Source organism: Geomonas oryzisoli (assembly GCF_018986915.1).
Classification (GTDB): Bacteria; Desulfobacterota; Desulfuromonadia; order Geobacterales; family Geobacteraceae; genus Geomonas; species Geomonas oryzisoli.
On record NZ_CP076723.1, the window covers coordinates 2,214,008 to 2,237,802 of the forward strand.

19 protein-coding genes are annotated in these 23,795 nt (G+C 62.4%); 2 read left to right on the top strand and 17 right to left on the bottom strand.

Annotation, left to right across the window (positions count from 1 at the left end):
* Positions 1-41: 41 nt before the first annotated feature.
* The 16 genes from KP004_RS21300 to rd all read right to left on the bottom strand — a co-directional run bounded on the left by KP004_RS21300 (position 42) and on the right by rd (position 20,802).
* Positions 42-164 carry a hypothetical protein gene (locus KP004_RS21300; RefSeq protein WP_275423156.1) on the bottom strand — a complete coding sequence of 41 codons (123 nt, stop codon included), beginning with the start codon at positions 162-164 and terminating at the stop codon, positions 42-44.
* A gap of 185 nt (positions 165-349) precedes the next feature.
* On the bottom strand, positions 350-1,699 hold the full coding sequence (locus tag KP004_RS09725) for a sigma-54-dependent transcriptional regulator (protein WP_216802116.1): 1,350 nt from the start codon (positions 1,697-1,699) through the stop codon (positions 350-352).
* An 18-nt stretch (positions 1,700-1,717) separates the two neighbouring features.
* On the bottom strand, positions 1,718-2,935 hold the full coding sequence (locus KP004_RS09730; protein ID WP_216802117.1) for a two-component system sensor histidine kinase NtrB: 1,218 nt from the start codon (positions 2,933-2,935) through the stop codon (positions 1,718-1,720).
* 40 nt (positions 2,936-2,975) lie between these two features.
* Positions 2,976-3,866: a GerMN domain-containing protein gene (locus KP004_RS09735; RefSeq protein ID WP_216802118.1), complete on the bottom strand. Its 891-nt coding sequence runs from the start codon at positions 3,864-3,866 to the stop codon at positions 2,976-2,978.
* A gap of 175 nt (positions 3,867-4,041) precedes the next feature.
* Positions 4,042-4,521: a hypothetical protein gene (locus KP004_RS09740; protein ID WP_216802119.1), complete on the bottom strand. Its 480-nt coding sequence runs from the start codon at positions 4,519-4,521 to the stop codon at positions 4,042-4,044.
* Between the two features lie 145 nt (positions 4,522-4,666).
* Positions 4,667-7,804, bottom strand: a complete 3,138-nt coding sequence (locus KP004_RS09745) for an efflux RND transporter permease subunit (RefSeq protein WP_216802120.1) — start codon at positions 7,802-7,804, stop codon at positions 4,667-4,669.
* Between the two features lie 33 nt (positions 7,805-7,837).
* Entirely contained in the window at positions 7,838-9,250 is a 1,413-nt protein-coding gene (locus KP004_RS09750) for an efflux RND transporter periplasmic adaptor subunit (protein WP_216802121.1), read from the bottom strand.
* Positions 9,251-9,434: 184 nt separating this feature from the next.
* The gene (locus tag KP004_RS09755) at positions 9,435-10,712 is read right to left on the bottom strand and encodes a TolC family protein (RefSeq protein WP_216802122.1); all 1,278 of its coding nucleotides are present in this window, start codon (positions 10,710-10,712) and stop codon (positions 9,435-9,437) included.
* Between the two features lie 269 nt (positions 10,713-10,981).
* Positions 10,982-11,650 (bottom strand): ABC transporter ATP-binding protein, encoded by a 669-nt coding sequence (locus KP004_RS09760; RefSeq protein ID WP_216802123.1) that lies wholly within the window; start codon positions 11,648-11,650, stop codon positions 10,982-10,984.
* A gap of 11 nt (positions 11,651-11,661) precedes the next feature.
* A complete protein-coding gene (locus KP004_RS09765; RefSeq protein WP_216802124.1) occupies positions 11,662-12,822 on the bottom strand; it encodes an ABC transporter permease in 1,161 nt (386 codons plus the stop codon).
* Positions 12,823-13,161: 339 nt separating this feature from the next.
* Positions 13,162-13,377, bottom strand: coding sequence for a heavy metal-binding domain-containing protein (locus tag KP004_RS09770; protein WP_216802125.1), 216 nt, complete (start codon positions 13,375-13,377; stop codon positions 13,162-13,164).
* Between the two features lie 2 nt (positions 13,378-13,379).
* On the bottom strand, positions 13,380-15,890 hold the full coding sequence (locus KP004_RS09775; RefSeq protein WP_216802126.1) for a heavy metal translocating P-type ATPase: 2,511 nt from the start codon (positions 15,888-15,890) through the stop codon (positions 13,380-13,382).
* 18 nt (positions 15,891-15,908) lie between these two features.
* Positions 15,909-16,196, bottom strand: coding sequence for a metal-sensitive transcriptional regulator (locus tag KP004_RS09780; protein WP_216802127.1), 288 nt, complete (start codon positions 16,194-16,196; stop codon positions 15,909-15,911).
* Positions 16,197-16,467: 271 nt separating this feature from the next.
* Positions 16,468-19,275 (bottom strand): aconitate hydratase AcnA, encoded by a 2,808-nt coding sequence (acnA, locus tag KP004_RS09785; protein WP_216802128.1) that lies wholly within the window; start codon positions 19,273-19,275, stop codon positions 16,468-16,470.
* A gap of 10 nt (positions 19,276-19,285) precedes the next feature.
* Positions 19,286-20,620, bottom strand: coding sequence for an FAD-dependent oxidoreductase (locus KP004_RS09790; protein WP_216802129.1), 1,335 nt, complete (start codon positions 20,618-20,620; stop codon positions 19,286-19,288).
* Positions 20,621-20,643: 23 nt separating this feature from the next.
* Positions 20,644-20,802, bottom strand: a complete 159-nt coding sequence (gene rd, locus KP004_RS09795) for a rubredoxin (protein ID WP_135869943.1) — start codon at positions 20,800-20,802, stop codon at positions 20,644-20,646.
* A 227-nt stretch (positions 20,803-21,029) separates the two neighbouring features.
* Here rd and KP004_RS09800 point away from each other — a divergent pair, with 227 nt between their 5' ends.
* Positions 21,030-22,232: an MFS transporter gene (locus KP004_RS09800; protein WP_216802130.1), complete on the top strand. Its 1,203-nt coding sequence runs from the start codon at positions 21,030-21,032 to the stop codon at positions 22,230-22,232.
* A gap of 78 nt (positions 22,233-22,310) precedes the next feature.
* Positions 22,311-22,691: a pyridoxamine 5'-phosphate oxidase family protein gene (locus tag KP004_RS09805; RefSeq protein WP_239027019.1), complete on the top strand. Its 381-nt coding sequence runs from the start codon at positions 22,311-22,313 to the stop codon at positions 22,689-22,691.
* Between the two features lie 85 nt (positions 22,692-22,776).
* Here the strand turns inward: KP004_RS09805 and nrfD are convergent, their stop codons facing one another.
* On the bottom strand, positions 22,777-23,763 hold the full coding sequence (gene nrfD, locus KP004_RS09810) for an NrfD/PsrC family molybdoenzyme membrane anchor subunit (RefSeq protein ID WP_216802131.1): 987 nt from the start codon (positions 23,761-23,763) through the stop codon (positions 22,777-22,779).
* Positions 23,764-23,795: the final 32 nt, after the last annotated feature.

Consider the following 23,795-nt stretch of genomic DNA (forward strand, 5'->3'; position numbering starts at 1 on the left):
AACGCCCACCTGCCATAACAATGCACCGTCCTTCCGATTGGTCACCACATCGGATGCAACATGCAGCATCCGGTCAGCAGCGCAAATGCCGCCATTACCACAACCACCGCTATCGTCTTCATCACTCCCCCGTTGTTCCGGTTACCGGCATCACTGATCAGCACGCTACCTCCCAAGACCTCAACCTCCTTTTGCGAAATGTCGACGATCAAGGGGTAATCACGGTCCGTGCCAGGTTACGGCAGCATCGCAACCAACCGATTCAGCGAGGTTTGCGGCGGCAGGGCATGTGCCGGGGAAGCGTCTTTGGTGCAAAGAACTGCACCATCGCGCAGCGGTCTTGCACCACTCATCCCTCATCCAGGAAGCCATACTCCTTCAGTTTGTACTGCAACGAGCGCCGGGAGATGCCGAGCTCCCCTGCTGCGAGGCGGCGGTTGCCGCCATGTTTCGCGATCGCCTGCGCGATCAGGTCGCGCTCCGCTCCTTTCAGGCGCTCCCGGCTGTCCAGTTGCCCCACCTGGGCGGAGGTCATGATCTCGTCCGGAAGCGTTCGTGCCCGGACCAGGTCCTTGGCGAGGATCACCGCCCTTTCCATCACGTTTTGCAGCTCGCGGACGTTGCCTGGCCAATGATAACGACGCAGAGCGGACAGCGCCTCGTGCTCGATCCCCTTCAGCGTCTTGCCCAGCTGCGAGCTGAAGCGATGCATGAAGTATTCAGCCAAACTAGCGATGGCATCAGTCCTTTCCCGAAGCGGTGGCAGTTGCAGCGGGAAGACGTTAAGCCGGTAGTAGAGATCTTCGCGGAAGCGCCGCTCGGCGACTTCATCGCGCAGGTTGCGGTTGGTCGCGGCGACGATGCGGACATCGGCCTTTATCTCCCGGGTCCCCCCCACCCTCTCGAAGGACCGCTCCTGGATGACGCGCAGCAGTTTGGCCTGGAGGGAAAGCGGCATCTCGCCTATTTCGTCCAGGAAGATGGTGCCCCCCTTGGCCAGCTCGAACTTGCCCTGGCGCGCCTGTACGGCACCGGTAAAGGCCCCCTTCTCGTGGCCGAACAGCTCGCTTTCCAAGAGGTTTTCCGGAATGGCGGCGCAGTTTATGGCGATAAAGGCAGCCTTGCTTCTCGGGCTCATCAGGTGGATGGTCCGTGCCACCAGTTCCTTGCCGGTGCCGCTTTCGCCAAAGATCAGCACGTTGGCCATAGTGACCGCCACATCGTGAACCAGTTGCCGCACCACGCGCATGGCGTCGCCGGCGAACAGCAGTTCCTCCGGCGGCAGTCCGGCGATCTCGGACTCCTTCAGGGAGAGGTAGTCACGGGCGCGCCCCTGCGTCTCGATGGTCCGTTGCACCAGGGTGAGCAGCGCCTGGGGATCCTGAAGCGGTTTGGTCAGGAAGTCCACCGCCCCCTCCTTGATGGCGCAGACGGCTTCATCAACGGTGCCGAAGGCGGTGAGGAAGATGAAGGGGGGCGCACCGGGATCGGGCCGCGTCTCCCGGAACAGGTCAAGCCCGCTCTTTCCGGGTAGCTTCAGGTCGGACACCACCACGTCGAAGCCGGTCTGGCGCAACAGGCGCAACGCCTTGGCGCCGTCGGCTGCGCATTCCACCTGGTACCCTTCGTCCTGCAAAATGGTCTGCACGAAGGCTCGAAAGGTCTCGTCATCCTCAACAACCAGCACTGATCCCTTCATCTCGGCTCCTCTACCTGGTCAGCGGGCGCAGGGGAGAGTCAGCGTGACCACGGTCCCCTCCCCTTCCCTGCTTTGCAGCGTGATGCGGCCACGGTTTGCTTCAACTATCTTCCTGCACAGGGCAAGCCCCAACCCGGTCCCGCGGCTTTTGGTGGTGAAAAACGGCTCGAAGACGAGCTGGCGGTGCTCCTCGGCAATGCCGCTGCCGTTGTCCCGGATGCTGATGACGGCATCCTTGCCTGACCGCTCTGCCAGGAACTGCAGCTCCCCCCCATCGGGCATGGCCTGAACCGCGTTATGCCCGAGGTTCAGAAGGGCCTGCTCGATCCGGTCGCGGTTGCCGCGAACCAGCAGATCGCCGGGACAGCGCCAGGAGATGCCGACGCCGTGCGTACCAGCATCGGGCTTGAGTAGAGAGACGGTGTGGTCGAAAAGGTTCGCCAGGGCGAAATCAGCCACGGCTTCGGGCTCATTGGCGGCATAGGCCAAAAGATCGTTCACCAGGCTCTCCAGGCGCACCGCCTCGGTCACGATGCTATGCGCGAAGGAGGCATTGCGGGACTCCTGGGGCCTGGCGGCGATCACCTGGGCGAACCCCTTGATGCCGGCCAGCGGGTTGCGGATCTCGTGGGCCAGTACGGCACCCATTTCGCCGAGCTTCGCCAGCGTCTCCCTGCGCGCCAACTCCTCCTGGTGACGTTCCTCGCGTCGCGCATACCGCGCGAGGCCCACGCTCAGGAGCCATCCCGCCACGACAAGCGCAAGCACGATGGTCATATTGAGGCGCGCGCGGCGTATCACCGCATCGGCGCGGTAGGTGTGCAGGGTAAGCACCAGGGCAAGCGGCTCCCCGCGTACCGTCACGGGCGAGCTGAACTGGTAGGCACGCTCCCCGGTTCCGAGCACGATACGGGTCTCGGACCTGGTCAGCAGCGGGATCATTTGTGAAGGGGCTTCGACGGCGGTGCCGACGAGATCGCGGTTGGAGTGGAAGCGGTAGACGCCGCGGCCATCGACCAGGGCGAAAAATGCGACATCGGTTGGATGGAAGGAGTGCAGAGTCTCCAGCGAGGGATCGTTGGCGGCCAGTTTCTCTATGGCGGTGGTGAGCGACAGCGCAAGCCCGCGCAGGTTTTCCCTGGCTATGGGCCCGGCCTCGCGGTAGTCGTAGACGGCGAACCAGAGCAGACAGCAGGTAACGGTGATGCCCAGCAGCAATATGGCTTTTTTGAACATGTGCTTCCCAGGCCCCGTCCCTGACCGTGCATCACTCCCGTCAGTGTTCCTTTATCTCCAGCGCGACCTCGCCGTCACCCGATGCGCTCCGTCCAAGCTTGTCGGTGATCTTCCAGTGCACCTTGACCGGCGCACCCGGTTGCAATGCCAGGGGAGTCTTGGTCTTCAGAACGCCGGCCATGTCGAAGACGGACTGGAAGATATCCCCCTCTATCTTCTTACCATCGGCACCGGAGAGGGTGAGCTCCTTGATGTCGACCGGCCGGTCGAAGAATGCGTCGATTTCCTCGACGTTGGCGGAGCCCTTCTCCTTCATGCCGACGACACCCAGAAGCCGGGGCGCGGCAAGAGGAAGCACAGCACTCTCATCGGCCTTGGCGACCAGTTGCTCCAGGGGCGTCTCGGCACCTTCGACCTTGATGACGACCCCGGTCACGCCGGTGAACTGGCGCAGGGTCAACGTCACCGCATTGACCACCGCCTGCCGCACTTGGGGGTCGGGCTTCATCGAATTGACTTCCTTGCTGAAGTTGACGGTCACCGTGCCGGCGGCTTGGGAGACATCGAGGACGCGGCTGCCGACCGGGAACGGCTGGGCCAACTCCCCCTGGTAGGTCTTCTGGTCCCCCATACCGGTTATCAGCTTGCCCAGCGCCACCTTTTTCAGGCTCGCCTCGTCGAAACTGAAGAACGGGAAAGGCAGCACCTTGCCGGGGTCCTTGGCGGACGGGAAGTAGATGACGAACCCGTAACAGGTGCCCTTGTCTACCGGCGGAACGGGCCCGAAGTACTTCACGAAAGCGCCGGTGGCGTTGACCCTGCCCTTGGCTTCAGGAGGCGTCTCCTGACGGGAGGTGCACCCTGCGAATACAGCGAGAAGAAGAAGCAGGAATACGCCCCGTACAGTACGGGCGAGGTTCGTTTTAGTCATGTAAGTATCCTCTAAGATATTTTAGAGAAAAACGCCAGGTGAAATTTCTTATAGCTCAATCAGTTGCGCTTAAAGACAACAAGAAGTGCCAGCGACATCGGAAGAGGACGGAAGCAACCGGGAGGGAAAGGATGAAGCGAAGGGCGGCTCCGGTTCCGGAGCCGCCCCGACTGTACTACTTCACGGTGTACCAGAACTTGGAGCTGCGCACCTGGCCGTCTTTCAGCTTGAACTTGCACATGACACCGTACTTGCCCTTCTTGGAAAGGTCGAAGTCCGCGCCGAAGTGCCCCTGCATGCCCATCAGGTCCTTGGTCTGCTCGGCCTTGTCCGGGCCCTGGACCTTCGCCTTCACCTCACCCTCGGTGAGCGCCTTGCCGGTCTTGGCATCCTTGAATTCGACGGCGATATGGTGAGTCTCTTTCATGCCTTTGGGCAGTTCCATCTTCATGGCAGCCATGTGCTCTTTCATGCTCATGACCTTGAAGGTGGCCTTCACGCCATTGACAACCTCTTCGTGAGCGACGCCGCCCATATCGTGATCCATCTTCATGTTGCCATGACCCATGTCCATGGAACCGTGATCCATGGCATAGGAAGCGATCGGAGCGGAGAGAGCGAGTGCGGCGGCAGCAAGAACGACGAGTTTTTTCATGGTGATTCTCCTTTTGCGTGAAAAATAACTGTTATTGACTAAGCACGCGGTGTGCCAAGAGCTAAAGTGCCGATTCAGAGCCATCTCGTCACAGTGTGGCACTGCAACGACGAAGAATATTCTACTACCGCAGTAGCATATTCGTCTAATGCTTCATGCCGGAGTACTTGAGCTTCCCTTTCTTCAGGTCGTGCTTCTTCATCAGCACGAAGATGACCGGGGTCATGATCAGAACGTGCACCGCGGACGAGATCATCCCGCCGATCATCGGTGCCGCGATCGGTTTCATCACGTCGGCGCCGGTACCGGAAGACCACATGATGGGCACCAGGCCAAGCAGGGCGACCGCGACGGTCATCAGCTTGGGACGCAGCCTGAGGACCGCCCCTTCGAAGGTGGCGTCGTAGATGTCCTGCTCGGTCACCGCCCCCTTGAGCAGTTTGCGGTCCAGCGCCTCGTGCAGGTAGATGACCATGACCACACCGGTCTCGACCGCGATGCCGTAGAGGGCGATGAAGCCGACCCAGACGGCTACGGACATGTTGTAGCCGAGAAGCTTCACCAGGTACACCCCGCCGACCAGCGCGAAGGGGACCGACAACATGACCATGCTCGCCTCCAGCGCGGAGTGGAAGGTGAAATAGAGCAGGATGAAGATGATCAGGATGCCGGCGGGAACGAGCATCTGCAGCCGCGCCTTGGCGCGCACCTGGTTCTCCCACTGACCGGACCAGGCGACGTAGTAACCCGGCGGAAGCTTCATCTGCTTCTCCAGCACCGTTTTCGCCTCGTTGACGAAGCCACCCATGTCACGCCCGCGGACGTTGAGGAAAACGATGGAGCGCAAGAGACCGCCTTCGCTGTTGATCTCCGGCGCACCGGTGGAGACCTTCAGCTTGGTCACCAGCGAGAGCGGCACCTGCGCCCCCTCCATCCCCGAAACGAGGATGCGCTGGATGGACGGGATGTCGCTGCGCATCTCGCGCATGTAACGCAGGCGGATCGGGAAACGGTTGCGCCCTTCAACGGAGGTGGAGAGCATCTCGCCGCCAAGCGCGGTGGAAATCACCTCCTGGATGTCCCCCACCGACACACCGTAACGCGCCGCTGCTTCGCGGTCGATGTCGATGTCGATGTAGTTGCCGCCGGTGACGCGCTCGGCGACGACGTCCGCAGCGCCTGGCACTGTCTTCAGGATCCCTTCGGCCTGCACCGCGAGGTCCTTGAGCACGTTCAAGTCGGAGCCGAAGATCTTGACGCCCAAGTCGGTACGCACGCCGGTGGAGAGCATGTTGATGCGGTTGATGATGGGCTGGGTCCAGCCGTTTCTGACGCCGATCTGCTGCAGCTTGCCGTCCAGCTCCGCGACGATGTCGGCCTTGGTGACACCGGGGCGCCACTTCTCCTTGGGCTTCAGGATGATGATGCTCTCGAACATGGAGACCGGCGCCGGGTCGGTCGAGGTCTCGGCGCGCCCGACCTTGCCGAGTACGTGCTCCACCTCCGGCACGCTCTTGATCACGGTGTCCTGCACCTGGATCAGGCGCTTCGCCTCGTTGATGGAGATATTGGGGAGCGTAACCGGCATGTACAGCAGCGAGCCCTCGTCCAAGGGCGGCATGAACTCGCTGCCTATGCTCATGAACATCGGGATGGCGATGGCGAGCGCCACCACGTTCAGCGCGATGGTGGTCTTCTTCCATTTCAGCACCCACCGAATCACCGGCGAATAGAGCTTGATGAAGAAGCTGGAGACCGGGTTCGAGCTCTCCGGCGGCATCTTGCCGCGCATCAGGAAATACATCAAAACGGGCACCAACGTGATGGCGATGAAGGCCGACCCCATCATCGAGAAGGTCTTGGTGAAGGCGAGCGGGTGGAACATCTTCCCTTCCTGCCCTTCGAGCAGGAACACCGGCACGAAGGAGAGGATGATGATGGCCAGCGAGAAGAAGATGGCGCGCCCCACCTGCTTCGCGGAGGTGATGATGACGTCCAGGCGTTTTTCCTTCCGCTCCTCGGGCGGCATCTCGGAGAGGTGGCGGTAGCAGTTCTCCACCATGATGACGCCGGCGTCGACCAGTACGCCGATGGCGATGGCGATCCCGCCCAGCGACATGATGTTCGAGGTGACCCCCATGAGCTTCATGGTAATGAAGGAGATCAGCACCGCGATGGGGAGCGTCAGCACGATGACCAGGGCGCTCTGGAAGTGCAGCAGGAACACGAGGATGACCAGCGACACCACCACCGATTCCTCGATCAGCGAGTGCTTCAGGGTGTGGATGGCGCGCTCGATCAGGTCGCTGCGGTCATAGGAAACCATGATCTTGACGCCCGGGGGGAGACCCTTTTCCAGGGAGACGATCTTCTCCTTGACCCGGTCGATGACGTCCTTCGCGTTCTCGCCGTAGCGCATGACCACGATGCCGCCCACGGCCTCGCCCTGCCCGTTCATGTCCAGCATGCCGCGCCGGATGGCGCCGCCGAGCTGCACGGTGCCCAGGTTCTTAACGTAGATGGGCGTGCCGCGCATGTCGGCGCCCACCACGATATTCTCAAGGTCAGCGGTGGATTTGACGTAGCCGCGCCCGCGGATCAGGTACTCGGCGTCGGCCTGCTCCAGGAGCCTGCCCCCAACGTCGTTGTTGGACTTCTTGATGGCATCGGCCACCTGCCCGACCTTGATGTTGTAGGCGAAGAGGCGGTTGGGGTCGAGGTCGACCTGGTACTCGCGCACGAAGCCGCCGATGGAGGCGACCTCGGCCACGCCGGGGACCGTGTTGAGCTGGTAGCGCACGAACCAGTCCTGCAGCGTCCGCAGTTGCTCCAGGTCGTACCCCTTTCCTTCCAGGGTGTACCAGAACACGTGGCCGACGCCGGTGCCATCCGGGCCCAGGGTCGGCACGACGCCCTGCGGCAACAGGCTCGCGGCGTAGTTCAGCCGCTCGAGGACGCGGGTCCTAGCCCAGTAGATGTCGGCCTTGTCCTCGAAGATCACGTAGATCATGGAGAAACCGAAGGCGGAAGAAGCGCGCACGGCGCGCACCTGCGGCAGCCCTTGCAGGTTCACCGCGAGCGGATACGTTACCTGGTCCTCGACCACCTGCGGCGAACGGCCCGGGTAATCGGTGAAGACGATGACCTGGTTGTCGGAGAGATCCGGTATCGCGTCCACCGGCGTCTTGTACACGGCCCAGACGCCCCAGGCGATCAGCAGGGCGAACAGCATCAGCACTATCACCCGGTTGCGGGCGGAATATTCGATGATCTTTTCAATCATGTAAAACCTCAGTGCTCATAGTAATTCCAACAACTACATCTTCATGTCGCCCATATCCATGCCGCCGCCCTTTTTCGGCGCGGCGGGTGCAGCCGGAGCGCCGTGGCCCTGGTGCTCGCCTGCTGCACCGGGAGCCGCAGGGGCCGCGGCGCCGGGAGCGGTAGCACCGCCGGCGTGCCCCTCGTGGCCACCGCCGCCGCTGCCGCCGGCAAGCTGCGATTCGGAATCGATCAGGTAACCGCCCGAAGCCGCCACCTTGTCGCCCTGCTTCAGGCCGGACAGGATCTGCACCTTGTCCCCGACGCGCGCACCCACCTGCACGTCGTGAGGCTCGAACATGCCGGGCTGGGACTCGACCCACACCACCTGGCGCTTGCCGGTGTCCATGAGCGCCGTGGTCGGCACCACCAGCGCGCTCCCCAGCGGCGCCTTGATGGAGGCGTTGACGAACATGTCCGGCTTCAGCTTGAGGCCGGGGTTCGCCAGTTCCACCCTCACCTTCACGGTGCGGGTCTTGGGATCGAGGAAGGGGTAGATGAAGGAGACGCGCCCGGCGAAGGTCTTGCCCGGGTACGACTGGGAGACGATCTCCACCCGCTGTCCCATCTTCACGAAGCTGAACTCGTTCTCGTACACCTCGACATCGACCCAGACGGTGGAGAGGTCGGCGATGTTGAAGAGCGGGTCCCCCATGTTGACGTACTGCCCTTCCTGGACCACCTTTTCGATCACCACGCCCGAAAGCGGCGTGTAGATGGGGAGCTTGATGTTCGGGTGCCCCGCCTTCTCCAGTCCCGCGATCTGCTCGTCCTTCACCCCCAGGAGTTTGAGCCTCTGGCGTGCCGAGGCAACCAGTCCCTCACCCCCCTGCGAGATGGCGTCGATGGTCGATTTCTTGAACTGCTCGCGGCTTCTCAGCGCCAGCAGGTATTCCTGCTGGGCGGCGACCAGGTCGGGCGAATAGATCTCCGCCACCGGCCTCCCCTTGGAAACGAAAGCGCCTACGGTGCTCACGTTGAGCTTGTCGATACGACCCGCCACCCAGGCGGTCACCTTGGCCTGCCTGGACTGGTCGTACTGCACGATACCGACCGCGTTGATCTCCTTGGACAGCGGTGCGTATTCGGCCGGCACCGTCGCCACGTTGGCCATGACCGATTGGGTCGGCGACAGCGAGACGTGCCCGAGCATCTTCTGCTCCTCGGCGCTTGCCTGGGTCCCCTCCACCTTCTTGATCAGCTGCATGCCGCAGATCGGGCAGACCCCGGGCTTATCCTTGATGATGAAGGGGTGCATGGCGCAGGTGTAGAGCACCTGCGCCTGGGCGGCCTTTTCCTTGCCGGCCGGGGCCTGGAGCTTTTGCTGCCACAGGTAGTATCCTCCGCCGGCTGCCGCCGCTACCAGGATCAGGACGATGGGGATTGCGACCTTCACGCTTTTGTTCATGAGTAAATACCTCGCGGGGTAGAAATTAAATAAATTGCAGCGGTCAACGCGAAGAAACATGCTGCTTTTACAACATAATGTGCTGTCGCGTCCCCTCCCCCGGAGGGGGAGGGACAGAGAGGGGGATCGTTACCTTGGGGGCTCCCCCCTCCCAACCTCCCCCCTCCGGGGGGAGGAGCTATAGCTACTGCAGATCCTTGCCGACCAGCGCTTCGAGCTGGGCCAGCTTCATCTGGTAATCCGCCATCGAGTCGTAGTATTCGCGCTCGTAATTGAAGAGGGTGACCCGGTTGTCCAAAAGGGTAAGGAAGTCGACCTTATTGACCCGGTAGCCGATCACCGCCGACTCAAGTGACTGCTCCGCCTGGGGGATGATGCCGGTGGTGTAGAGATCGATCAGCTTCCTGCGCCGCTCCATCTGAGCCAGGAGATCGTTGATCCCAGAGGAGATTGTGTTCCGCGTGCCGTTCAGCTCTTCGCTCGCCATGTTCACTTCCGAGCTCGACTCGGCCCTCATGGCGGCGCGGCGCTCCTTCTGGATGGGGAGGTTGAAGGTGACGCCCAGCGAGTACATGTCGGAACCGTCGCTCCCCATGGCCCTCTGACGCTGCATGTATTCGAAGGAGACGTTGAAGTCCGGGTAGGACTCCTTCTGCGCCAGCAGGTGCCCCACCCTTCCCTTCTCGATCTGTGCCTTCACCGACTTCAGTTGCGGCCGGTTCTCCTCGGCAATGTCGACCAACTGTTCCGGCGTGTAGCTGAAGGGGGCCGGCTTGAAATCGGGAACGGCGCCGACCTTGGTGCTCTGGGGGCGGTTCAGCAGCGAGTTGAGACTAACCTCGAGGCTCCTGCGCTGCTGCTCCAGCGAGATCTTCATGTCCAGCATCTTCGAGCGTTCCAGGAGCGCCTTGTAGATATCCTGCTGCGCACCCTGCCCGACCGAGTACTTGGTCTGCGCCAGGGTGATGAAGTCGTCCAGGATCTTGATGTTCTTCTCGATGATGTCCAGCGATTTGTCGGTGAAATAGACCTGGTAGTAGGCTTCCCGCACCATGCGCGTCAGTTCGAGCTTGCGCTCCTCGACGCTCCAGCGGTAGCTTTCGGCCTCCGCGGCGGCGATGTCTTCTTTGAGCTTTCTCTTGCCGGCAAAGGGGATCTGCTGGCTGATGCCGACCACCTTCTGGGTCATGGAGTCCTTGTTGAAGCTCAGCGGATCGGTAACGATCATGTTCTGCAACTTGAACATGATCATGGGATCCTCGAGGGCGCCCGCCTGCTTGATGCGGCTCTTGTACATCTCCCAGCGCGCCGAGGAGGACTTCAACTCCGGGTTGCTGGAAAGAGCGGTCTGCACGAGCTGATCGAGGTTTTCGGTGGCTGGTTTTGCGTCTTCTGCGAGAACCGCAGGGGCGGTCATCAGGATGGACAACAACAGGTACAGCGGAAAAAGCCGGTATTTCATGGTGACTCCAGAAAACATGGCGATAGCTTTCACAACGTTTTACACGATTCGTGCCGAGCCGTAAGTCACTGTTTTATCGAACCTCACACATCGCACTGGTGAAGAAACGCGAAGGATATTCGGCACTAACAGTGGAATATTATACACAGTTCGGCAGACTTTACTTTAGACTTGAGAAAAACGGCACAAAAAGAAAAATCTGAAGAACACTTCGATAGAAGAAGTATGTGTTCCCCAGATTTTTCTATTATAGAGGATGTTAGGTCGCCCTAAGCGCTGATCAAGCCATCCCTCAAGTGAATGGTTCTATCCGAATAAGCACCGTTCTCAGGGTTATGAGTAACCATCACCACGGTCTGGCCTGCCTCATTCAGTTGCCTGAACAGTGCCATGACCTCCTCGCTGGTCTTCGAATCGAGGTTCCCCGTTGGCTCGTCCGCAAGCAGGATGTGCGGGTTGTTGACGATGGCGCGCGCGATGGCGACACGTTCCTGCTCGCCGCCGGACAGCTGGTTGGGAAGCCGGTCCGTCTTGGCACCGAGGCCGACCCGCTCCAGCGCCTGGCGCGCGGCCTCCCGCTTGTCGGCGGTGCTCATCTTGACGATGGCCAACGGCAGCATCACGTTCTCAAGGGCGGTCAGGTACTGGATCAGGTGGAAGGACTGGAACACGAAGCCGAGGTTCTGGGCGCGGAAGTCAGCCAACTCCTCGCTCTTCAACTGGTACAGCTTCACCCCGGCCATCTCGACCTCGCCGCTGGTGGGGTGGTTCATCCCGCCCAGGACCGAAAGCAGGGTGCTCTTGCCAGAGCCGGACTGCCCCATGATGGTGATGAATTCGCCCGCCTCGATGGTGATGTCCACGCCGCGCAGCGCCTCTACCAGGTCCGAGCCGGTCTGGTACTGCTTCTTCACGCTCTTCATTTCTATGATTGCCATATCGTCCTCTTTTAAAGCGCCCGCAGGGCTTCGGTCGGGTCCATTTTGCTGGCGTGCAGCGCGGGATACAGACTGGCCAGGATGCCTAAAAGCAGCGCCAGGGCTATCGAGCCGAAGGCGACGGTCGTGTCCCAGACCAGGTGGGCGTTCTTGGTTTCCGCCATGAACGGGAGCGCCAGCTTGGCCCCACCCATCCCGGCCGCGTAGCCGAGGACGCCGGCCAGAAGGCTCACCAGCGCGGCCTCCAGGAGGATGATCCGCATGATGTGGCTCTTTCTGAAGCCGATGGCGCGGAAGACGCCGATCTCGGTGGTGCGCTCGTTCACGCTCCCCATCATGGTCACGAAGACGATGAGGGAGCCGATGAAGACGACGACGCTGGCCATGGCGTAGGAGAAGCGCTTGAACTGGTCCAGTGCCTTCAGGCGGCCCGCGACGACCTGCTGGATCGCGGAGACCTTGCTGTCAGGCAGCAACTCGGCAATCTGGTTCACCATGTCGCTGATGGGGCAACCGGAGCAAAGCGCCGCCACCTCGGCCATGGTGATTTTCCCTTCCTTGCCGAGAACCTTCTGCGCCTTGGGGAGCGCCATGAAGACGAGGGCATCGTCCTGCGACCCGGTCTGGTTCAGGACACCGGCCACCTTGAACTGCTCACCCTTGATCTCGATGTTGTCGCCGGAGGTCACGTTGAGGGTGTTGGACGCGTCGCTGCCCAGCAGCACCTCGTTGTCAGCCTTGGGCTCGCTGCCGAAGATCTGCCACCACTGTTTCATCTTGAGCTCGGCGGCGAAATCGACGCCGACCAGCAGCACGTCGTGGCTGCCGACTTTCACCCCGCCCAGCACCTTGGGTGAGATGGAGGAGATGTTCTTGTTGTTCTTGATCTTGCGGACCTTGTCCAGGTCTTCCTCTTTGATTTCGCGCTGATCGAAGGTGACGCCGCCCAGGTTGATGCCGCCGTAGTTCATTGACAGGCCGTTACTCTGCGGCGTGATCAGGATGTTGGCGCCGAACTCGTCCATCTTCCTTTCGATGTCGGTGGACATGGAGCGGGTCAGGGTGACCAGGGTGACGATGGTGGCGATGCCTACCATGAGGCCGATGGTCAGAAAGGCCATCTTGGCCTTGCGACGCTTCAGGTTGTTGATCGAGATGGTGTGCAGTTTCATCGTGTCTCCGTGCTGCGGTGTCGATCGGTGCTATTGGGGGGGGCGAATGATTATTCGCCCATGTTCGTATCCATTTCCCTGACGAGCCGCCCCTCCCCTCGCTAGGGAGGTCCATGACCGGGCAAGGGCGCTGCCGCGGGACCGAGGAGGAGGAGCCCCGCGGCAGCTTATGCAACGACTACCGGCTACCTTTTAATCAAGTGTCATGCCAAAGGTCGAGCGAAGGGGTAAGCCCCTGTAATCCCGTTGGAGCCCGGTGCCGGCGGCACGACACGGTAACGTCCGCGGGGGAATATTCCACGTTCCCCGCAGAATATTCCACACACGGCCGCGACGCGGCTAGTTGCCTACCTCGTCGCTTCTGACCAGCTTCATGCCGCAGATCGAGCAATCGGCGGTCGGATCGTCGCTGGTGATCCAGGGGTGCATCGGGCAGGCATAGAGAGCGCCCTTGGCGGCAGGCTTGATGGTAGCCTTTTTGCCGAAAAAGAACCAGAGGTTGCCCGCTATCAGGGCGACTCCGCCGACGGTGACCAGTATTTGGGAAGTGTCCATGATTATCCCCTCTCCACGGTAAACCCGCGCAGCCGCAGGGCGTTGGTAACCACGCTCACCGACGAAAGCGCCATCGTCAGCGACGCGATGATCGGGCTCAACAGCCAGCCGGTGAACGGGTACAGGATGCCTGCAGCAATCGGGATACCGAGTGTGTTGTAGAAGAAGGCGAAGAACAGGTTCTGCTTGATGTTGGCGATGGTGGCACGGGAGAGCGCGATGCTGGAGATGACGCCGTTCAGGTCGCCGCGCACCAGCGTGATGTCAGCGGCCTCGATGGCCACGTCGGTGCCGCTCCCCATGGCGATGCCGACGTCGGCCTGGGCGAGCGCCGGAGCGTCGTTGATGCCGTCCCCTACCATGGCGACCACCTTGCCCTGTGCCTGCAGTTTCCTGACCTCCTCCCCCTTCCCGTCCGGCAGCACCTCGGCGACCACGCGGTCGACGCCGACCTGCCGGGCGATGGCATCCGCCGTGCGCCGGTTGTCGCCGGTCAACATGATCACCTCGAGCCCCAGTTCGTGCAGCCGCTTGACGGCCCCGGCGGAGCCCTCCTTGACCGGGTCGGCGACGGCTATGACGCCGGCAAAGGCGCCGTCCAGGGCGACCAGCACCGGGGTTTTCCCTTGGTCAGCGAGATGGTGGGCCTTGGACGTGTCGGCGGCAACGCCATGGTTACTGAGCAGCAGTTCCGTACCGATCAGGATCTTTTTGCCGTCGACCTCCGCCTCGATGCCATGGCCGGGGATGGCGTTGAAGCCGGTCACCGGAAGCCTGTCCAGCCCCTGCTCCTCCGCCGAGCGCACGATAGCCTCCCCCAGCGGATGCTCGCTGCCCGCCTCGGCCGAAGCGGCCATGCGCAGCAGGGTCTGAGGATCGAACTTATCGCTCTCGATATCGGTGACCGCGGGTACGCCGCGGGTGATGGTGCCGGTCTTGTCCAGCACGATGGTAGTCAGCTTGTGTGCCGTTTCCAGCGCCTCACCCCCCTTGATGAGGATGCCGCTCTGGGCGCCGCGCCCGGTGCCGACCATGATGGCGGTCGGCGTGGCCAGGCCGAGGGCGCAGGGGCAGGCGATGATCAGCACCGAGACGAAGGTGAGCACCGCCATGTTCAGGCGCGTGTCGGGCGGCGAGACATCGAACCAGACCACGAAGGTTGCGATGGCCACGCTGATGACCACCGGGACGAAGTAGCTGGCGATCAGGTCGGCCAGGCGCTGGATAGGAGCCTTGCTCCCCTGGGCCTGCTGCACCAGGCGCACGATCTGCTGCAGCACCGTGTCCTTGCCGACCCTGGTGGCGCGCATGCGGAAGGAGCCGGTCTTGTTCAGCGTGGCGCCGATCACGGTATCGCCGTTTTTCTTGTGCACCGGCAGCGGCTCGCCGGTCAGCATGCTCTCGTCGACCGACGACGCCCCTTCGATCACCTCGCCGTCCACGGGAACCTTCTCGCCGGGACGCACCACGATGACCTCGCCCAGTTGCACCTCGGCGATGGGGATGTCTGTCTCCTTGTCGTCACGCACCACGCGGGCCAGCTTGGGCTGCAGACCGATCAGGGCGTGGATGGCGCCGCTGGTCTTGCTGCGGGCCCGCGCTTCCAGCAGGCGCCCCATCAGGATCAAGGTAACGATGATGGCGGCCACCTCGTAGTAGACGCCGACCGGCGCGCCCATGGTATGGCCGTGACCCGCGGCTGCGCCCGCCATCAGCCACTCGGGGGCGATGGTGGCGACCAGGCTGAAGACGTAGGCCGACAGTGTGCCGAGGGCGACGAGCGTGTTCATGTCGGCGACGCGGTGCTTCGCGGCGGTCCAGGCGCCGGTAAAGAACTCGCGCCCGGCCCAGAACAGCACCGGCGTGGTGAGGGCGAGCTCGACCCAGGCGCGGCCGGGAAAGTTGAAGGCCTCCTCCAGGGCAGGCACCACGTGTCCGCCCATGGCCAGCACGGCGACCGGCAGAGTCAGGGCCAGGGCCAGGAAGAACTTGGCCCTGTTCTTCCGGTACTGTGCCTCGTGCACCTGCGTCTGCGCTTCCAGCATGCCGGCTTCGTCCGCTTCCGCCCCGTCCCCCGCCTCCAGGACGTCATAGCCCATGTCGCGCACCACCTGCTTCAGGTCGTCAGGGCTGGTCCCCTTCGGATCGTACTTGATGGTGGCGCGGGTGGTGGCGAAGTTCACCGCCGCAGTCACCACGCCCGGCGTCGCATTCAGGGTCTTCTCGATCCGCCCGGCGCACCCGGCGCAGTTCATGCCCAAAAGCGGGAACTCGCACTGCTCGGCCTGCCCAGCATGCCCAGCCTGATGCGACTGTTCCGGCACCGGTTTTGTAGCCGCGACGGCAGCTCCCTCGTCGTTGGCGAGATAGGTAGCCGGCGAGGCCATGAACTTCTCCAGGCAGCTCGCGGAGCAGAAATTGTAGGTGGTTCCGTCATGTGCGGCGGAAAGAGGAGCCGGTGCAGGGACCTCCATGCCGCAGACAGGATCGCGTGACACAACTTTTCCAGACATAGTTTCCTCCCTCGACAGCTACTTCAGAAAGCGCGACAGCGCCGTCTTGACCTCGTCCAGCAGTTGCTGCTGGCTCATCGGCTTGGCCTGGTCGTGCTGCTTATCCCCCTGCCCCAGCACGCAGTTCTCGAGGTGCCGGGTCAGCAGTTCCACTCCCAGCGCGTCCAGCGCCGACCGAACCGCAGAGATCTGGTTCAGGATGTCGACGCAGTAACGTTTCTCCTCCAGCATCCGCTCGATGCCGGCCACCTGCCCGGCGATCCTTTTGACACGGGTATTCAGCTTGTTTGTTGGCGAGTCGCTCATGGCTCCCTCCGGACCTTTGATACCCCATGGGGGTATATTGACTAAAGCAACAATACCCCTAGGGGGTATCAAAGGTCAAGAGCATTATGCAGGGAGGACAAGAGCCATCGTCGGCGCCGCGTCGTATGTAGGTCGCCCGCCTTTGCCGTTCGATGACGCCGTAAGCAGCATGACGGAAACCGAGGCGCGACTCTTGCCGCTGGTGGGGGCAAAAAAAAGGGGCGAATGATTATTCGCCCCTACAGGTTGGAACGGTTGCCGCTGACTGCTTTTAATTCTTGAGAAACTGCCTCAGCACGAACGGGAGGATCCCGCCGTGGTGGTAATAATCGAGCTCGTTGGAGGTGTCGATGCGGACCTGGACGGTGAAGGTGCCGGTCGAACCGTCGACCCGGGCGTATTTCACCTCGAGCTTCTGCCCCGGCGTCAGGGCGTCCAAGCCGGTGAGATCGAAGCTCTCGGTACCGTCCAGGCCGATCCCCTTGTAGTTCTCACCGGGCAGGAACTGCAGCGGCAGAATCCCCATCCCGACCAGGTTTGAGCGGTGGATGCGCTCGAAGCTCTCGGCGATGACGGCGCGGATGCCGAGAAGCTTGGTCCCCTTGGCCGCCCAGTCGCGCGACGACCCGGTCCCGTACTCCTTGCCCGCGATGACGACCAGCGGCGTCCCCTCGGCCTGGTAGTGTTCGGATGCTTCGAAGATGGACATCTGCTTGCCGCTGCCGTCCCCCTTGGCGAAGTACATGGTGACGCCCCCCTCGACACCGGGCACGAGGGCGTTCCTGATGCGGGTGTTGGCGAAGGTGCCGCGCACCATCACCTCGTGGTTGCCGCGCCGTGCGCCGTAGGAGTTGAAGTCCTTGGGTTCGATGCCCAGCGACATCAGGTAGCGTCCGGCCGGAGTCGTCTTGCCGATCGAACCGGCGGGCGAGATGTGGTCCGTGGTGATGGAATCCCCCAACAGGGCCAGGCAGCGGGCACCGGTGATATCCGGGATCGGGTCCGGCTGGGGCGGCAGTTCGAGGAAGAATGGGGGCTCCTTGATGTAGGTCGAGTCTTGCTGCCACTGGTACAGCTCACCGCTCGGTACGGTAAGGCCGCGCCACTCGTCGTCGCCGTGGAAGACGTCGGCATAGTTGGTGGCAAACGACTCGGCATGGACGCAGCTTTGCACCAGTTCCGCCACCTCCTTGTCGTCCGGCCAGATGTCCTTCAGGTAGACCGGCTCGCCGTTGGGATCGGTGCCCAGGGGATCGCGGGTGAGATCGATGTTGATGTTACCCGCCAGCGCATACGCGACCACGAGCGGCGGGGAGGCGAGGTAGTTGGCGCGGACGTGACTGTTGATGCGCCCCTCGAAGTTACGGTTGCCGGAGAGGACGGCAGCGACGGCGAGATCACCTTCGACGACGGCTCGGGAGATATGGTCCGCCAGCGGACCGCTGTTGCCGATGCAGGTGGTGCAGCCGTAGCCGACCAGGTGGAAACGGAGCGCATCCAGGTACGGGGTCAATCCGGCGGCGGCCAGGTAGTCGGTGACCACCTTTGAACCGGGGGCGAGGCTCGTCTTCACCCAGGGGCGCACCTGCAGGCCGCGCCGCACCGCGTTCCGGGCGAGGACGCCCGCACCGATCATCACCGAGGGGTTCGAGGTGTTGGTGCAGCTGGTGATGGCCGCGATCACGATGGAGCCGTGGCAGAGGTTGTAGCTGGTGCCGTCGGGCTGGCGCACCGGGACGCACTGCCCCAGGGACCCCAGGGCCTTGTCCGGGTGCTCCGCCATCAGTTCCGGCGCGACGGTTACCGGCGATCCTCCTTCGCCGAGCCAGCGGTTAAGGGTCTCCTTGTCCACGTGCGCGGCATCCTGCTGTCTCAAGGTGACGAGCTGCCTGCGGAACGAACCGCGCACCTCCTTCAAACGCACGCGGTCCATGGGACGGCTGGGACCGGCCAGCGAAGGTTCCACGTCGGCCAGGTCCAGCTCCAGGGTGTCGCTGAAGATCGGTTCGGGACGGTCCGAGGAGCGCCACAGTTCCTGCTCCTTGAAGTACGCATCCACCAGCGGCACACCCGCCCCCCGGCCGGTCAGCCCGAGGTAGGCGGTGGTCTGCTCGTCGACGGGGAAGACGCCGATGGTGGCGCCGTACTCCGGGGCCATGTTGCCGATGGTGGCCCGGTCGGCGATGTTGAGCGAAGCGGCGCCGGGGCCGTAGAACTCGACGAATTTGCCCACCACCCCCTTCTTCCTGAGCATCTGGGTGATGGTCAGCACCAGGTCGGTCGCGGTGGCGCCGGGGCTCAGTGCGCCGGTCAGCCGGAAGCCGACCACCTGCGGGATAAGCATGGAGCAGGGCTGCCCCAGCATGGCGGCTTCCGCCTCGATCCCACCTACGCCCCACCCTACCACGCCCAGGCCGTTGATCATGGTGGTGTGCGAGTCCGTCCCCACAAGGGTATCCGGCAGCACCCACTCATCGCCGTCCACCGTGTTGACCAGGGCGACCTGCGCCAGGTATTCCAGGTTGACTTGGTGGCAGATGCCGGTCGCCGGCGGCACTACGCTGAAGTTCCTGAAGGCGGACTGTCCCCAGCGCAGGAACTGGTAGCGCTCGTGGTTGCGTTCGAACTCAAGCACCGAGTTGGCCTTGAGCGCGAGCTGGCTGCCGTACTGGTCCACCTGCACCGAGTGGTCGATGACCAGATCGGCGCGCTGCATCGGGTTGATGTCCGATGGGCGTCCCCCGAGGCGGCTCAGTGCGGAGCGCATGGCGGCCAGGTCGGCCACGGCGGGAACGCCGGTAAAGTCCTGCAGCAGGATGCGGGCCGGCATGAACTGCATTTCCTTGTCCGGCTCGGCCTGCGCGTCCCATCGCGCCACCGCCTCGATATCCTCCTTTTTGACCACCACACCGTCTTCGCGGCGCAGCAGGTTCTCCAGCAGGATCTTCATCGAATAGGGAAGCCGGGAAATATCGATGCCGGAATTGGCCGCGAAGGCCTTCAACGAGTGATAGCGGTAGGTCTTGCCGTCCACGGTGAGCGTGGAGAGGGTGTTATAGCTGTTGGTGGTAACGCTCATGCTGGTCTCCTCAGACTTTTTTTACCGCTACGTTGGCCGCGACGAGGATCGGGTCCCAAACCGGCGCGTAAGGCGGTGAATAGCTCAGGTCGAGCTCCGCGATCTCGAATACGGTCATGTTCTTGTAGATGGCGGTCGCCAGGACGTCGAGGCGCTTGGCCACCACGTCTTCCCCCACCATCTGGCACCCGAGCAGCAGGCCGCTCCCCTTCTCGCACAGGAGCACGATGCGGATGGTGCCGCCGCCGGGAAACTCGCCCCGGGTCGGCCCGTCGACCACCACCTTCACCACATCCTTGTTGAGCGTTTGCAACTGCCGCTCGCTCAAGCCCGTGGTGGCGATGGTATAGTCGAAAAACTTGAAGACTGCGGTCTGGTCGATGCCCCAGAATTGCATCATCCTGCCGGGATTGCAGATGTTATTTCCGATGACCCGACCCTGCTTGTTGGCTGTCGGTCCCAGCGGGAAGTAGGAGTTGAGCCCCAACTGCCGGACGTAGTGCTCAGCGCAGTCACCGCCGGAGAAGACGCCGTCCAGGTTGGTGCGCAGGTAGCGGTCCACCTTGACGGCCCCGGCAACGCCGAGCTCGCCACCTGCCGCGGCAAAGAGCGCCGTGTTGGGCCTGGCGCCCGCGGCGACCACCACCATGTCGGCCTCGAAGGTCCCCGCCGATGTCTTCACCTGGCGCCCCACCTTCTCCTCGACATCCACGCCGGTGAGAAGCTCGATCCCCTTCGCGCGGGCCTTTTCCATCACCTTGTTGCGCACCTCCTCGCAGAAGGCAGGGAGGATGACCGGCGCCTTCTCGATGATCACCGGGGTGAGTTTCATGTTGGTGAGTACGTCGGCGACTTCCAGGTTGGTGTAGCCGGCTCCGATCAGGAGCACCTTGGCGGGGGGATTGCGGTAGAGGAACTCCTTGGCGCGCCGCGTGTCCTCGAGGGTGCGGAAGTAGAACACATCGCTGCCGTCGAACCCCGGATAGTCGAGGCGAATCGCAGTGTTTCCGGTGGCATAGACCAGGAAGTCGTAAGGTTCACTGTAGATTTTGCCGCTCTTCAGGTCGGTGACATCGACCCGCTTACCGTCAGCGTCGATCCGGGTCACTTCCTGGTAGAGCCGGTAATCCACCCCGCGCTCGGAGCGGATGGTATCCAGCGGGATCGCGTACAGCTTCTCGACCGGCTTCTCCTTGAAGAAGAGGTTGTACGGCATCCCGCAGGCCGCGTAGGAGACATCGCCGCTCTTTTCGAGGACGATCACCTCGGCCTCGGGGGATTGCCGCTTGATCTGGCTGGCGGCGGAAAGTCCGGCGGCTATGCCGCCGATGATGACGCACTTCATGAGATGATCTCCCCAGAAGAAGCTTATGCCGGTTCGAACATGCTCTTGTCGACACCGCACACGGGGCAGACCCAATCCTCCGGGATATCCTCAAAGGCAGTCCCCGGTGCCACACCGCTGTCGATGTCCCCCACCTCCGGATCGTAGATGTAACCGCAAACCGTGCAGCGATACTTTTGCATGACTTCCTCCTTGGGGTTGATACAGCCCCGCACCCCGCCAGATTCAGTCTGACGCAGGACCTGAGCTGAAAAACATCATAAAAAGTAGCTGCCGTCCCATTAATGTCAAGCCGCCGCCTGATCATTAGAGAGAGCGGTATATACATTCGGGCGCCAACGGTGCTAAAAGTAGCGCTCTGCGCCGTGGCAGTCGGCGCGGGCTTAGCCTCGACGAACTGGAGATTTCAATGAAAGGTGTGCTGGGAAAATTCGACGCAGGGCTTTTAAGCTCGGAGCAGCGTCCCATGCTGCGCTTCCTGGTGGTGCTGACCGCCGCCTCGACCATCGGCCTGCAGGGCTATACCATCCTCTTCAACAACTTCGCCGCCGAAATGGTGCACCTGAACGGCAGCCAGGTAGGCGTGACGCAGTCGGTGCGCGAGATCCCCGGGCTGTTGTCGCTGCTGGTCGTGTTCGTACTGCTGCTGGTGCGGGAGCACAAGCTGGCCGCGCTTTCCATCGTCCTTCTCGGCCTCGGCACCGGAATCACCGCGTTGATCCCCTCCTACGGCTGGGTCATCTTCACGACGGTGGTCATGAGTTTCGGCTTCCACTACTACGAGAGCACGAACCAGTCGCTGACACTGCAATATTTCTCGACGGCCGTGTCACCACTTATTTTCGGTCGTCTGCGGGCGCTCGCGGCGGTGTCCAGCGTCGTCGCCGGCATCATCGTGTACTGCCTGAGCGGCATCGCACAGTACCGTGAGATGTACCTGACCATCGGCGGTCTCGTGCTGGCCGCAGGGATCTGGGGATTGTTCCAGAACCCGACCCACGCCGGCATCGTGCCGCAGCGCAAGAAGATGATCCTGCGCCGCAGGTATTCGCTCTTTTACCTGCTGACGCTCCTCTCCGGCGCGAGGCGCCAGATCTTCGTGGTCTTTTCGATCCTGCTCCTGGTCCAGGTGTTCCATTTCACGGTGCGGGAGATGACCATCCTCTTCATCGTGAACAACGTGGTCGCCTACATCCTCAACTCGCTGATCGGCAAGGCCATCAACCACTTCGGCGAGCGGACCATATCGTCCATCGAGTACTCCGGCGTCATCGTCATCTTCCTGGTCTACGCCTTCACCACTTCGAAAAATCTGGTCATGCTGATGTACATACTGGACAACATCCTCTACAATTTCGAGGTTGCTATCAGGACCTACTTCCAGAAGGTGGCTGATCCGGCCGACATCGCCTCGTCCATGTCAGTAGGGTTCACCATCAATCACATCGCGGCCGTTTTCCTGCCGGCTCTGGGTGGATACTTCTGGATGATGGATTACCGGATACCTTTCATAGCCGGCACCGTGCTTGGTGTGGTGTCGCTGGTTGCGGCACAGTGGATGCGGGTCCCTGAGAAAGGCCAGGGGGCAGTACTCATAGCCGAAGCAAAATAAACAACTACACAAGTAAAGCAGTAAGTACATACACAAATACGCCACCAAACCAGCGACAACTGCCAAGGAGGTTACGACATGATGATTGCGATTCCGGAGAAGATGAAAGAAGTGATGGCGCATGAGGGCGTGGTGGCCATAGTGACGCAGGGCATTGAAGGCCCGCACATGGTGAACACCTGGAACAGCTACCTGAGGATCAGCCCGGAGGGGAAACTGCTGGTGCCGGTCGGCTACATGCATGTCACCGAGAACAACCTGGCGCAAAACCCGAGGGTCCTGATGACGCTGGGTGCGCGGGAAGTGGAAGGAAGTCACGGTCCCGGCACCGGGTTCTTCCTGGAGGGGACGGGCACGATGGTCGATTCCGGTCCCACCTTCGACTCGACCAAGGGTGAATTCCCCTGGGCCCGTGCCGTGCTGGAGATCAAGCTCTCCGCCGCCAAGCAAACCCTGTAGATCACCTCACCACGCTGTAGATCACCTTACCCTCACACTGAACGTTGCCGGTAAGTTCCCCCCTTGTTTGTAAAAAGGGGGGGGACTACCCCTTCATCCTCGTCCGCTGCAGGTTGAACGTCGCCTGCGGCTCGCGTGCCGCACTTTTTCCCGATTCCAGTAGTGCAAAGCGCAGACAGTTGGCCCCTATGGTGGTCAGGGCCCCGCTCACCTTCCTTTTAACCGGAGAGCGCACCGGCAACAACTCGACCAGGATGCCCGTGACGAGAGCGGCCTTCGCCGCCGTCCACAACACGCCACCCTTCCCTCCCCTGGCGGCCGCGGCCACTTCGGGCACCGTCCCCTCGCTTCTCTGCATGGCAACCATGCAGGCGGCTTCCCCCGCCTTGCCGACCATGCCGAAACGCTGCACCACCTTTTCCTCGCGCTTGTCCAGCGGCATCAACTGCAACACCCCCGCCGTGCTTGCCGCGGCCGACGAGGTGAACAATAACGGCAGCAAAAGGCGCCGCTCCCGCCAGAGCGGGTTCGCCGTATTACCGAGCAGCACGCCCGTGTAGCCAGCCACCATGAGCCCGCCGAGTGCCGTGCCGTAGCGGGTCACCGCGCCGGAACGATCCCCCTGCAACAGGGAAAGGGTCGCCAGCATACCGGTCCCCGCCAGGGACCAGGACCCGAGGCTCATGGGGGAACTGGGACGCAGCACCCGCAGCATGTTCAGGAAACGGCTCATCTTGCCCAGGTCGTAGGTAAGGAGGGCCGGCCCAACCGTCGTACCGAGAAACGCGAGCAGACGACACCAGGCTGCCAGCCGCCGCAGACGCGTCTTCCCGTGCAGGGCAGCCGCCAGAACCGCCCCCCCGCCGGCCACGCCCCCCACATAGAAGTAAGCAGGCACCGACCAGATCCACACCGGCTCCTTGAGGAGCGCCAGCCGGTAATAGTCCTGCGCCGGTCTCGGTTGCGAGGGCACTTCCCGCCACAGCGGCACGATCCCCCCCGCGTCGGGCTCGGCATGTTTCACCCGCTGTGCCGCGCCCTCGCCGGTCTGCAGCGCCAGGGTCGGACTCATCTCTCTTCCTACCTGTGATCGTCTCTGTGCCA